General features: G+C 67.7%; 11 protein-coding genes. 5 read left to right on the top strand and 6 right to left on the bottom strand.

From position 1 onward, the window contains the following. Nucleotides 1-8: 8 nt before the first annotated feature. The 3 genes from ACZYYX_RS18070 to ACZYYX_RS18060 form a co-directional block, all read right to left on the bottom strand. Nucleotides 9-1,328 carry an acyltransferase family protein gene (locus tag ACZYYX_RS18070; protein ID WP_463815971.1) on the bottom strand — a complete coding sequence of 440 codons (1,320 nt, stop codon included), beginning with the start codon at nucleotides 1,326-1,328 and terminating at the stop codon, nucleotides 9-11. 53 nt (nucleotides 1,329-1,381) lie between these two features. Beyond that, on the bottom strand, nucleotides 1,382-2,419 hold the full coding sequence (locus ACZYYX_RS18065) for a hypothetical protein (RefSeq protein ID WP_463815970.1): 1,038 nt from the start codon (nucleotides 2,417-2,419) through the stop codon (nucleotides 1,382-1,384). A 166-nt stretch (nucleotides 2,420-2,585) separates the two neighbouring features. Next, a complete protein-coding gene (locus ACZYYX_RS18060; RefSeq protein ID WP_463815969.1) occupies nucleotides 2,586-4,838 on the bottom strand; it encodes an NADP-dependent isocitrate dehydrogenase in 2,253 nt (750 codons plus the stop codon). A gap of 139 nt (nucleotides 4,839-4,977) precedes the next feature. Between ACZYYX_RS18060 and ACZYYX_RS18055 the strand changes: the two genes are divergently transcribed. Further along, on the top strand, nucleotides 4,978-5,307 hold the full coding sequence (locus tag ACZYYX_RS18055; protein ID WP_463816495.1) for a cupin domain-containing protein: 330 nt from the start codon (nucleotides 4,978-4,980) through the stop codon (nucleotides 5,305-5,307). A gap of 4 nt (nucleotides 5,308-5,311) precedes the next feature. On the opposite strand, the gene ACZYYX_RS18050 is transcribed toward ACZYYX_RS18055, so the two are convergent. Next, entirely contained in the window at nucleotides 5,312-6,709 is a 1,398-nt protein-coding gene (locus tag ACZYYX_RS18050) for an amino acid permease (protein ID WP_463815968.1), read from the bottom strand. A 190-nt stretch (nucleotides 6,710-6,899) separates the two neighbouring features. Here ACZYYX_RS18050 and ACZYYX_RS18045 point away from each other — a divergent pair, with 190 nt between their 5' ends. Beyond that, entirely contained in the window at nucleotides 6,900-7,499 is a 600-nt protein-coding gene (locus ACZYYX_RS18045; RefSeq protein WP_463816494.1) for a glycoside hydrolase, read from the top strand. On the opposite strand, the gene ACZYYX_RS18040 is transcribed toward ACZYYX_RS18045, so the two are convergent. Beyond that, nucleotides 7,496-9,295, bottom strand: a complete 1,800-nt coding sequence (locus ACZYYX_RS18040) for an alkaline phosphatase family protein (RefSeq protein ID WP_463815967.1) — start codon at nucleotides 9,293-9,295, stop codon at nucleotides 7,496-7,498. The two genes, ACZYYX_RS18045 and ACZYYX_RS18040, sit on opposite strands and share 4 nt — an antisense overlap. Before the next feature lie 116 nt (nucleotides 9,296-9,411). On the opposite strand from ACZYYX_RS18040, the gene ACZYYX_RS18035 reads away from it, so the two are divergent. Both ACZYYX_RS18035 and ACZYYX_RS18030 read left to right on the top strand, forming a co-directional pair. Beyond that, a complete protein-coding gene (locus tag ACZYYX_RS18035) occupies nucleotides 9,412-10,275 on the top strand; it encodes an SDR family oxidoreductase (RefSeq protein WP_463815966.1) in 864 nt (287 codons plus the stop codon). Further along, nucleotides 10,265-11,173 carry a DMT family transporter gene (locus ACZYYX_RS18030; protein WP_463815965.1) on the top strand — a complete coding sequence of 303 codons (909 nt, stop codon included), beginning with the start codon at nucleotides 10,265-10,267 and terminating at the stop codon, nucleotides 11,171-11,173. The genes ACZYYX_RS18035 and ACZYYX_RS18030 overlap by 11 nt, the downstream gene beginning before the upstream one ends. Here ACZYYX_RS18030 and ACZYYX_RS18025 read toward each other — a convergent pair. Further along, entirely contained in the window at nucleotides 11,140-11,415 is a 276-nt protein-coding gene (locus ACZYYX_RS18025; RefSeq protein WP_463815964.1) for a hypothetical protein, read from the bottom strand. The genes ACZYYX_RS18030 and ACZYYX_RS18025 overlap by 34 nt on opposite strands. 183 nt (nucleotides 11,416-11,598) lie before the next feature. Here ACZYYX_RS18025 and ACZYYX_RS18020 point away from each other — a divergent pair, with 183 nt between their 5' ends. Next, entirely contained in the window at nucleotides 11,599-12,390 is a 792-nt protein-coding gene (locus ACZYYX_RS18020; RefSeq protein ID WP_463815963.1) for a bestrophin-like domain, read from the top strand. The last annotated feature ends 142 nt before the right edge of the window (nucleotides 12,391-12,532 follow it).

Genomic DNA, 12,532 nt, shown 5'->3' with positions numbered 1-12,532 from the left:
GGATTAGATCAAGATTTGGGGCCAACTTTTTGCGGAGAGTTTTCCGCGACGTCGCTGTGTGGCGCGCCGCCGCCGGCAGTCCCCGCCCCCGCACTGATCCGTGCTGCCACCACCGCGGCGACGAACACCGCCAGCGCGGCCCATCCGGAGCCGGTGAGCCCCAGCTTGGCGGTGAACACGAGCGCGACCCCGGCGGCGCACACCAGCGCGCCGGTGATTCCGGCGCGGACGCCGCGGGCGCTCACCGGCCGGTCCCACCACGGCAGCGGGCGGTGCTCCAGCGGCGACAGCGCCACGAAGAGCACACCCATCACGGCGGCGAACACGACCGCGCGCAGCACCAGCAGGGCCCAGAACCCCGGCGCATGCACGTGATACGCGTCGAGGCCGACGGCGTGCAGCGCGAAGGCGGCCACCGCTATCGCGGGGATGTGCCACAGGTAGAGCGTCATCGCGCCGCCGTTGCCCGTGCTGACCACCCGCCACACCCGCGGGCGCAGCGCCCATCGCTGCAGCGCGCCGGCGGCGAGCACGAACGCGCACGACATCCAGATGCAGTGCAGGGCGAGCAGCAGCGTCGGCGGGGCCACGTTGGACACCTGCTCGTTGCCGGTGACCACCAGCGACACGTCGTAGGGCCCCACGGCGGCCAGGGCCAGTTGGACGGCGAAGGCCCCGATTCCGATCGAGGCCGCCCACCGGGCACTGGTCAACCGCCGTGCGTATCCGACGCCGATCACGATCGGGATGAGCCAGACGACGACGAAGTTGGTGACGCCCGCGGTGGGAGTGTCGAGGGCGAAGCGGGCGGCATCACCGAGCGCGGCGGCCGCGAGGAGACCGGCGAGCACGACGGTGACGGTGCGCGGCGTGGCCATCCGGACCAGGGCGGGGACGAAGGCGAGTGTCACCAGGTAGACCCCGAGGAACCACAGCAGCGCGACGCTCTCGCGGCCCAGCCGTGCGGCCGATTCCGCGCCGAGCGTGAACTGGACGGCCAGCAGGCCGACAGACCACACTGCGAGATAGAAGAACACCGGCCGGCAGAGCCGCTGAGCTCTCGTGAAAAGCCATGTTCCCCAGGGGGTTCCCGCGCGGTAGCCGTAGCTGCCCGCGGCCCCGCCAGCCAGGAAGAACAGCGGCATCACCTGCACGATCCACGTGACTGGCGCGATTGCCGGCAACGCACCGATCAGGTTGGCCACATGCAGGCCCCGCCCGTCGATGGTCGCGAGCAGCAGCGCGCAGTGGCCGAACATCACCACCATGAGTGCGGCGAGGCGGGCGACGTCGACGGCGCGGTCGCGGGTGGGAATCGAAACGGTCATGACGCCAGCATGCCGCGGGGCGGGGTCGACCGGATGAGTACTACTACCCCTGTTTACGGCAGCGCTTCGAGGAAGGCGCTCAAGGGACCACCGGATCCCGGAGTGGAGGCACCGCCCGGGGTGGCGGTGTTCGCCGGGACCGGCGGGGCCGACTGCGCAGGCGCCGGGGCGACGACGGCCTGCACCGGTCCGGCGGCCAGCTGCGACCCGGTGAGATGCGGTTCCCCGATCATCGTGCCGATGGTCTGCGGGTCGCTCGGGGTGATGCCGACCGCCGCGATACTCGCGCTGCCGGGCTGTTGAGACTCCTGCACGGTCGCAACCTGTGGCACCGTCGCGGTCTCGGCGGGTTGGACCGTCGTGTCGATGCTGGCCGCCACCGGGGTCGCATCGGAGCCTGCTGCCGCAGGCGATGCCGTCGGCGCCTCCTGCTCCGAGTCCGTCACGGCCGGAGCGGAGTACGCCTGAGCAGATTCGACGGGGGTGAAAGTCTCGGGCGCGGCCTCGGGGGCCGGCGTGGGAACCGCCGGTGCCACCGCGGGGACGGGTGCGGGCACGGCGGGCGGAGCCGCAGCAGGTGCCGGCACCGGTGCGGACGCCTCCACGACGGGAGCGCTCGCGTTGAAGCCGCCGGTCAGCGCGTAGATTCCGACGCCGGCGACGGCGATCACCCCGGCGGCTGCCGAGACGGGCAGCGGGACGCGGGAGACGAGGCGCACCAGGGCGTTGCGGTGTTCCTCACCGTGCACATCGGCGCGGGCCGCGCCGTAGGCGAGCACCAGGTGCGGGGCGATGTGGCGGGCCGTGCGGTTGCGCCCTTCACGAGCCGCTTCCTGGGTCACCGTCTCGACGGTGTCGAAGCCGAACAGCCGCAGCTTGGTGCGCAGCCGGATGCCGTGCGCCCGTGCGTCGTCGTTCCACGTCAGGCGCACCCCGTCGATGTCGCGTTGGCTTTGCAGGGCGAACGCCTGGATGCTGCGCGCCGTGGCTCGGGCAATCTCGTTCGCCGAATCGAGCCCGACCACCTCGTCGGCCAGGATGGTGCCGTCCTTGACATCGACAAGCGCCCACACCGCACTCTTGGCGGTCAACGAAACACCCATAACCACACGCATAGCTACCCCTGACGACGGCCGGTGATGGCCCTTTATCGGCGTATCCACGACGGATGTTACGCACACCACACCGAATTGTGGCCGAACGTGGCGAAACCGCAATGAACCGCAGCGGCGAATCGCGGGGTGTAGCTGGGTGAGCTCAGCTCTGCAGCGACTCCAGGGCTTTGTTGAACGTCTCGCTGGGGCGCATCACCGCGGTGGTCTTCTCCCGGTCGGGGTAGTAGTAGCCACCGATGTCGACGGCCTCACCCTGCACGGCGTTGAGTTCGGAGACGATGGTGTCCTCCTGCTCCGCGAGCGTCTTGGCCAGCGGGCCGAAGTGCTCGGCGAGCTCGGAGTCCTCGGTCTGGTCCGCGAGTTCCTGCGCCCAGTACATCGTCAGATAGAACTGGCTGCCACGGTTGTCGAGCTCACCGGTCTTGCGAGACGGGCTCTTGTTGTTGTCGAGCAGCTTGCCGATGGCGGCGTCGAGAGCCTTGCCCAGGATCGAGGCCTTCTTGTTCCCGGCCTTGTCACCCATGTCCTCGAAGCTGGCGCCCAGTGCGAGGAACTCGCCCAGGGAATCCCAGCGCAGGTGGTTCTCCTCCACCAGCTGGTTCACGTGCTTGGGTGCCGAGCCGCCGGCGCCGGTCTCGTACAGCCCGCCCCCGGCCATCAGCGGCACGATGGACAGCATCTTGGCGCTGGTGCCGAGCTCGAGAATCGGGAACAGGTCGGTCAGGTAGTCCCGCAGGATGTTGCCGGTCGCCGAGATGGTGTCCTGCCCCCGGATCAGCCGCTCGAGCGTGTACCGCATGGCCCACACCTGCGGCAGGATGGTGATCTCCAGACCCTCGGTGTCGTGGTCGCGGAGGTACTTCTTCACCTTGGCGCGCAACTCGTTCTCGTGCGGGCGTTCGTCGTCGAGCCAGAACACCACCGGCATTCCGGAGGCGCGGGCGCGCGTCACCGCCAGCTTGACCCAGTCCTGGATCGGGGCGTCCTTGACGATGGGCATGCGCCAGATGTCACCGGCCTCGACGTTCTGGCTCAGCAGCACCTCACCGGTCTCGTTGTCGACGATGTCGGCGACACCGTCTTCGCCGATCTCGAAAGTCTTGTCGTGGCTGCCGTACTCCTCGGCCTTCTGCGCCATCAGCCCGACGTTGGGCACTGTGCCCATCGTGGTGGGGTCGAACTGGCCGTGGGTCTTACAGAAGTTGATGACCTCCTGGTACATCCGGGAGAACGTCGACTCGGGGTTGACGGCCTTGGTGTCCTTGGTGCGGCCGTCGGCGCCGTACATCTTTCCGCCGAGCCGGATCATCGCCGGCATCGAGGCGTCGACGATGACGTCGCTGGGCGAGTGGAAGTTGGAGATGCCTTTCGCCGAGTCGACCATCGCGAGCTCGGGCCGGTGCTCGTGACACTTGTGCAGGTCCTCGATGATCTCCTCACGCTGCGAGGCGGGCAGGGCCTCGATCTTGCTGTAGAGATCGGACAGACCGTTGTTGACGTTGACGCCCAGCTCGTCGAACAGTTCCTGGTGTTTGGCGAACGCGTCCTTGTAGAACACCTTGACGGCGTGGCCGAACACGATCGGGTGGCTGACCTTCATCATCGTGGCCTTGACGTGCAGCGAGAACATCACGCCTGTCTTGTAGGCGTCCTCGATCTGCGCCTCGTAGAACTCGATGAGAGCTTTCTTGCTCATGAACATGCTGTCGATGACGTCGCCCTCGTCGAGCTTGACCTCGGGCTTGAGCACGATGGTCTCGCCGGCTGAGCCGTCCTTGGGGTGGGTCTTGAGTTCCATTCGAACGCTGCGCGCCTTGTCCAGCGTCATCGACTTCTCACCGTGGTAGAAGTCGCCGCCCTTCATCGTCGCGACGTGCGTGCGCGAGGCCTGCGACCACTCCCCCATGCTGTGCGGATGCTTGCGGGCGTACTCCTTGACCGCCTTGGGCGCGCGACGGTCTGAATTACCTTCGCGCAGAACGGGATTGACGGCACTACCGAGGATCTTCGCGTAGCGTTCCTTGATCTTGCGCTCGTCGTCGGTCTTCGGTTCGCCCGGGTAGTCGGGCAGGTCGTAACCCTTGGCCTTGAGTTCTTTGATCGCGGCGAGCAGCTGCGGCACCGAGGCGCTGATGTTCGGCAGCTTGATGATGTTGGTCTCGGGGAACTGAGTCAGTTCGCCCAGCTCGGTGAGGTTGTCGGGTACTCGCTGCTCCTCGGTGAGCCGGTCGGAGAACTCGGCGAGGATGCGCGCGGCCACCGAGATGTCGGTGGATTTGACGTCGATGTCGGCGGCGCCGGCGAAGGCACGGACCACGGGCAGGAAGGCGTAGGTCGCGAGCAGCGGCGCCTCGTCGGTCAGGGTGTAGAAAATGGTGGGCTGCTCGGCGCTCATGTAGTGGCCTCCCGGCGTTGAGGTGCGGTCAGAGATCTGTCAGTTTCGGGGCGGTTGAAGCCTACCGAACGGGGGTGCTCCCCGGTCCGGTCACATCCTTGGTTGACGGCGCGACGCCGCGGGGCATGGAATGGCATCCATGCAGAAGGTGTCGATCGAAGCGTTGGCCCGACAGCAGCTCGAGCGGGCGACCTCCAGCGGCCGTAACGCCGCCGACACGGTCGTGGGCGGTCACGAGCGGATTCTGCGCCAGACCGTGGTCGGGATGACGGCAGGATCGGAGATGGCCGAGCACGAGAACCCCGGTGAGGCGACGATCTACGTGCTGCGGGGATCCGTCCGATTGGTCGTCGGCGACGACCGATGGGACGGCCGCGCCGGCGATCTGTTGCTGATCCCCGACAGCCGGCACTCGCTGCTGGCGCTGGAGGACGCGGCGATCCTGCTGACGGTGGCCAAACGGCCCTGACCCCTCAGCTGGTGCCGACCGACTCCTCGGCCGCACCGTGGCGCCGGTGCACGATCACGCCGAGAGCCACGATGATGACGGCCGACACCACCGAGAGTCCGATGGCCTGCTGCTGTTTCGGATCGAACGCCATCAGCACCAGCACCGCGATGATCAGTCCGATCACCACCACGGTCAGGTACGGGAACAGCCACATCTTCACCGGCGGTCGCTCGCCGGCGGCCCGCATCTTCCGGCCGAGGACGAATTGGCTGATCGCGATCACGAGGTACACGAACAGCGCGACGGCGCCGCTGGTGGCCAGCAGGTAGCCGAAGATCTTCTCCGGCAGCAGGTAGTTGCCGATCACGGCGAGGAAGCCGACCGCGGTCGAGGCCAGCACCGCGACCCAGGGCGCGCCGTTGCTTGCGATCTTGCGGACCGCCTGCGGTGCGTCGTGACGCTCGCTGAGCGAGAACAGCATTCGCGACGCGGTGTAGAGCGCGGAGTTCAGGCACGACGCCACCGCGGTGAGGATGACGATGTCCATGATGAGCCCGGAACCGGGGATGCCGATCGCCTGCAGCGTGGACTGGTAGGACCCGTCGGGCAGTTCGTTGTACGGCATCAGCGAGACGATGATGAAGATCGAGCCGATGTAGAACAGCGAGATGCGCCAGATCACCGTACGCACGGCCTTGGTGATCCCGTGCTCTGGATCGGGCGATTCGGCGGCCGCGATGGTGACGATCTCGGTGCCCATGAACGAGAACATCGTGATCAGCATGCCGGCGACGACGGCGCCGAACCCGTTGGGCAGGAAGCCGTCAGGCTGCCACAGGTTGTCGATGCCACTGACCTGCGAGTCGGGGATGAGACCGAAGATCGCGGCCACGCCGACGCCGATGAACGCGACGATGGCGACGACCTTGATCAGCGCGAACCAGAATTCGAACTCGCCGTAGTTACCGACGCTCGCGAGGTTGGTTATGGTCAGCAGCAGCGTGACCGCCAGGGCCCAGATCCATTGCGCGCCACCGATGAGACCGGTCAGGATGTCGGCGGCGGCGGTGGCCTCGACCGGAATGACGAGAACCCAGAACCACCAGTACAGCCAACCGATCGAGAAGCCGGCCCAGCCGCCGAGCGCACGGTCGGCGTAGACGGAGAACGAGCCCGTGTCCGGGTTCGCGGTGGCCATCTCCCCCAGCATGCGCATGACGAGCACGACGAGGGTGCCGGCCATGATGTAGGAGAGGATGACTGCGGGGCCCGCCTCGGCGATGGCGTTCTTGGAACCGACGAACAGACCGGCCCCGATGATCCCGGCGATGGAGATCATCGTGATGTGACGGGATTTCAGGCTGTTACCCAGCTTTCGCTCGGTACCGGCCTGTGCAGATTCTGTCCTGATTTCGCTCATCGAGCCGCCTTTCGTCCGGGCCACGCGAGCCCCCCGCACCGAGAACAGGAAGGCAGCTTGCCCACGGCTGCTTCCTTTCAAACGCGCCGTCACTCCAACATTGCCCGCGGCGGCGGCACGCGGCGCTACAGTGCACCTCGTGCGCACGAAACTGTTAGCCAACGGCCGTGGCCGGTGGCTGGCGATCATCATGTCGCTCGTGGTGTCGGCCGGCATGTTCTACGCGCAGGACATGGAAAAGGCTGCCGCGCCGACCTCCGCGCCGCAACTCGAGAAACCAGCCGGATCGTCGGCGTCGCCCGCGGCTCCCCCGCCGGACAAGGCCGAACTCCTGGCCGCCAGCGCACCCATCGACGCGCGGGTCTTCGATCTGTCGCTGCCGCGCGGCGTCGCGCCTGAAGGCGGGTTGCAGGTCAAGACGATCTGGGCGGCCCGCGCGATCAGCGCGATGTTCCCGGAGATCACGACGATCGGCGGCTATCGGCAGGATCCGTTGAAGTGGCATCCCAACGGTCTGGCGATCGACGTGATGATCCCGAACTACCACTCCGACGAGGGCATTGCCCTGGGCAACCAGATCGCCGGCTATGCCCTCGCCAACGCGAAGCGCTGGGGTGTCCTCCACGTGATCTGGCGCCAGGCCCTCTATCCCGGCATCGGCGCGCCGAGTTGGACGGCCGACTACGGCAACGAGACGGCCAACCACTTCGACCACGTGCACATCGCCACCGACGGCGGCGGCTATCCCACCGGCAAAGAGTCCTACTTCATCGCCTCGATGCAGCGCTAAACGGCGATGCTCGGCGCCCTGCACCCCAGGAAGCTCGCCGAGGCCGGATCGTCACCGCACACCGCGAAGAGATCGGCCAGAGTCGTCGTCTCGTCGGGCTGAGGCTCGATCGCGGGCGGTGCCGGCGGCCACAGCGGGAAGATGCTCGCGCCCTCGACACCGGTGAGCTTCGCGACGATCTGCGCCGCGAGGTTCGTCGCGACGTAGATGAGGTCGCCGCCCAACTCGATCGGGATGATCGCGACCTTGGCCACGAGGCTGACCAGCGGGATGCCGAGGTCGACGAGACCCTGCAGACCGCCGGTGAGCTGGTTGGTCGCGCCGAACACGAAGTAGGGCACCGAGGTCACGATGGTGCGGAGGCTCAGTCTGGCCTCGGTGGCCCGGTCCGGATAGCCGTACTTGGCGATGATGTCGAGGAGGTCGGCGCGCAGCTCACCGGGGTCGGGCAGGACATTGCTGTCGTCCTGGTCGGTCAGGGATTCCCCGTCCGAGTCCGAGGAGGGCTGCCCCCCGAACAGGGTGAGCACCGTGGGGGTGACGTCGACGATCGAATACGTCAGGTTGATCGCGCCGGAGTCGAATCCTGCCCCGTTCGCGATCACGAATGTCGATGTCTCGGGCGGCGATTGGAACCCGTGGCCGATGCCCTTCTGCGGCTGGTGCCCGTGGTCGGTGACGACGATGATCGTCCACTCCTGGCCACTGGTCTGGATCGCCTCGAGGATCTCCCCGATGTTGCGGTCGACGTTGGTGACGGCTGCGGCGTACTCCGTCGAGTCGCCGCCGTGCATGTGGCCGTTCTCGTCGACCCCGACGAAGTAACTGAACACGAAGTTGGCGACATCCGGGTCGGCGTTGGCGATAGCAGCCTCGGTGGCGTCCCCGACCCGGTCGTCGGTCTTCGACCAGTCGGTGTCGCCGGCGACCTGGGTGAAATAGATGTTGTTGTCGACGTCGGCTGCCCCGCCGGTGCCCGCGATGCCGGCGATCACGTCCCAGTCGGAGATCGCGGTGGTCTCGATGCTGCTGTCGAACTGCTCGAGCTGGGTGAACAGCGTCGGCCATCGTGAGTAGGTCCAGGGCGTGAAGACGTTGTTGATCACGCCGGTCTTCTCGCCCCACGCCCCGGTCAGGATGGACGACCACGACGGATTGGAGATCGTCGTGTGCCCGACGATCGTCGATGCCGCGGTCGTCCCGCCCTGCATGAGGCTGAACAGGTTGGTGTTCTGCTCATTGGCGAGGATCTTGCTGAGGTTGGTCCCGTCGATGCCGATCACCAGCACGTTCGGAGTGTCGTCGGCGGCCAGGGCGCTCACCTGGGGCACGGCGGTGGTGCGCTGCGCCGTCCGCTCCTCACGCGTGGCGGCAGCGGACGTCAGCAACGTGGTCAGCGCGAGCGGCGCTGCCGGCGGCGCACCGGCCGGAGCATCGGCGCGCGACGACTCGCCATCTTTGGTGACCTTTACCGAGGTGCGCTCGGGACCATCGGTGTCGCGGTCGGCGGAACGAGCACGCCGGGCCTCCTGACGCTCGGCGCGACGAGTCGCGGCAGCCTCGCGCGCTTCTTGGCGGCGTTGCTGCGCAGCGGCCCGTCGCTCGTCGGCCCTGCCGGGCCCGGTCTGCGACGCTTCCGATGACGCATCTGATGACGAGGCAGGCGCCGCCACCGCGGTGTCGCTGCCGGTCTCGTCGGCGTACGCGACGCCGGGGGCGGCGGTGGCCACCGCCCAGCCGACGCCGAGCGTCACGGCGAGCGCGCCGACCCGTCCGATGGTGTGTGCCTGACCCATGAAATGTCCCTTCGCCGACCCCCGTGGCGTGTGTTACGGCAAAATTACGCCCCCGTCAGGCGATCGCGGCGGCAATTCGACCAGATCGTCGTCGTGTCGGCCCTAGAGTTGAGCCGGTGACGAGCTCGCTGCGCCGCGCCCTCCGGCTGGCCGGCATGCGACCGCTTCCCCATCTCTCGGCGGGTACACCAACGGCACTGCGCGGCAAGCGGATTCTGCTCACAGGCGCGTCGTCGGGGATCGGCGCGGTCGCGGCGGAGAAGTTGGCGGGCCACGGGGCCACGGTGCTCGTGGTCGCGCGCCGGGCGGACCTGCTCGCCGACGTCGTCGCCCGGATCACGGCGCGGGGCGGGCACGCAGTGGCGATGCCGACCAACCTCGCCGACCTCGATGCCGTCGACGCGTTGGCCGCGGAGGCGGGCCCGGTGGACATCCTGATCAACAACGCGGGCCGGTCCATCCGTCGGCCGCTGCTGGAGTCGTTGGAACGATGGCATGACGTCGAGCGCACGATCGCACTGAACTACTACGCGCCGCTGCGGTTGATCAGGGGCATCGCGCCGGGGATGGTATCGCGCGGCGACGGCCACATCATCAACATCTCGAGTTGGCGCGTGATGCCGGAGTCCTCGCCGCTGTTCGGCGTCTACAACGCGTCGAAGGCCGCGCTGAGCGCGGTCAGCCGGGTCATCGACAACGAGCTGGCCGACACGGGGGTTCGGTCGACGACCATCTACTACCCGCTGGTCGCCACGCCGATGATCGCCCCGACGCGGGCATACGACGGCTTGGCCGCGTTGAGCGCCGACGAGGCCGCGGAGTGGATGGTCGAGGCCGCGCGCCGGCGCCCGGTGCGCATCGCGCCCCGCAAGATGCTCCCGTTGCGAGCACTCGACCTCGTGTCGCCGCGCCTGCTCAACGGCGTCATGAAGCGCTCGACTCCGAACCTCGCGCCGTCAGTCGGTCGCGGTGCCGGCTGACCGGATCGGCTACCGCACCGAAAACCTCACTGCGGGAGCGCTTCTCACGACCGCAGCTTTCTTCTGTGTCGCACTGGTCGGCGCGCTGGCCAAGGTCGCGGGGCAGCACACCTCGACGGGAGTGCTGCTGTTGACGCAGAACGCGATCTGCCTGGCGGCGGTGGCCCCGGTGGCGCTGCGGCACGGCTGGGCGGCGATGCGGACCCGCAGGATCGGGTTGCATGTGCTGCGCGCCGCGGCAGGGACGGGGTGTTGGTACGCGCTGTTTTTCGCGATCACACAGATCCCGTTGGCGAACGCGACGCTGCTGACCTACAGCGCTCCGCTGTGGATGCCGCTGATCGCGTGGGCGGTGACCCGGCAGCGCGTGGCCGCGGCGACGTGGCTCGGTGCTGCGGTGGGCTTCGCCGGGGTGATGCTGGTGCTGCGACCGCAGGGCCACGGCCTGAGTGTCGGGGAACTGTCGGCGTTCGCCGGCGCGGTGCTCCTGGCGGTGGCGATGATGTCGGTGCGGTGGCTGGGCGCCACAGAACCGACACTGCGGATTCTCTTCTACTACTTCCTGCTGTCCACGGCGATGTCGGTGCCGGTCGCGGCCGCCGACTTCGCCCCGATCACCGCGGCGGCCTGGCCATGGCTGGTCGCCGTCGGCGTCGCACAGTTGTCATCGCAGGCGCTGATCATCGTCGCCTACCGGTACGCGCCGGCCGAGAAGCTCGGGCCGTTCATCTACTCGGTGATCGTGTTCACCGCACTCATCGACTGGCTGGTGTGGCACCACAGCCCGGCGCTGTCGACCTACGCGGGGATGGCGCTGGTCATCGGCGGAGGCTTGCTGGCGGTGCGCGCGAAAACTGCTGCGCCTCAGCCTCTTCTGCCTCCGCCGCCGTCACCGTGAGGTCGGTGCGGCCGCTCGATGATGAACGTCAGCCCCCAGCCGCCGTCGTTGCAGTACCAGCATTGGTAGGGGTAGTAGGGCGCATTCGTGCCAGGCCCCTGACCGGTGTTGGCACCGCGCACATCGCCCTGGGAACAGACGATCGTGCCTGCAGCGCTGGTGCAGTCGGCCGTTGCCGGCGGCGGAGCGATCAGTCCCGTACCGATCAGGGCCGGCAGAATCGTGACGTACGTGAGCCGCATGTCGGCCTCCTGCGTACGGTCGCGAACTCGTCATCGCGGAACCGTACCCCTCGATGATAAGCCCGCAGGTGTCTCCGCCCCTAGCCCTTTCGGTGGACAGTTCGGCCACTTGTGCGCCGCGGACGCGACCGCCCGTTTAGAGTCAGCAGCGGCCGGGGTCGGGCGGGTCGCGAGGGGGCAGAGTTGAGTCAATGGCTGGTGACCCATGTGCCGCCATGGTTGTTGCTGATCCTGATCGTGGCCGCGACGGCGGGACTCGCCGTCGTCATCCAGACGCTGGTGCGGCGCCGCTTCCCCGGCGCTCGCGACGAAGAGCACAACGACGTGACGAAATTCGCGTTCGGTGTCGTCGGGTTCGTCTTCGCGTTCTTCATCGGATTCGTCGTCTCGGCCATGTGGGGGCAGATCAGTCACGCGGACTCGGTGGTGCGCACCGAAGGGGCGGCCGGCGCCCAGCTGGCGCGTGACTCCGGTGTGTTCGACGAGCCGGACCGCGGCCGGATACGTGAGAGCCTGCTCGCCTACGAGCGGGCCGCGCTGACAGAGTGGGACGAGTCCAACGCCGGACGCTTCTATCCCGAGGCTGACCAGGCACTGAACCGACTCTATGCGGCCTACGAGGGCGTGGCAGCCCGGACCGATGCGCAAAAAACTCTGCTGTCAACGTCTTTCGGCAACCTCAACGACATGAGCAAGGCCAGGACGGAGCGTGTGCTGCAGGCGCGCACCGATACCGGGCCACCCTGGTCGCTGTGGGCGGTCATCTTCGTCACCAGCGGCCTGCTGCTGGGGTGCGCGATCATCTACGGGGTCGAGAAACCGGCCAACCACTACGCGATGGTCGCCATCATCGGCACCCTCGTCGGGGCGCAGTTGTTCCTCGTGGTCGAACTGTCGCACCCCTACGTCGGGGCCGTGTCCACGGTGCCGGACCCGCTGCAGCAGGTCATCCAAATTCTGGAGGAGGCCCGGTAGCGCCCGATCCTCTCGGCTGTACACCCAGGTCGTCGGCGAGTGCGCGAACCCGTCGTGCGATGTCGTCTCGGATGAGCCGCATCCGCTCGACCCCGTCGATGCCGATCTCTGAAGGTTCGACGGTGTCCCAGGTCTCGAAGCG

Source organism: Mycobacterium sp. IDUB_1 (assembly GCF_055419625.1).
Note: the sequence above shows the minus strand (reverse complement) of the source record. Positions and strands in the feature narration are given on the sequence as shown.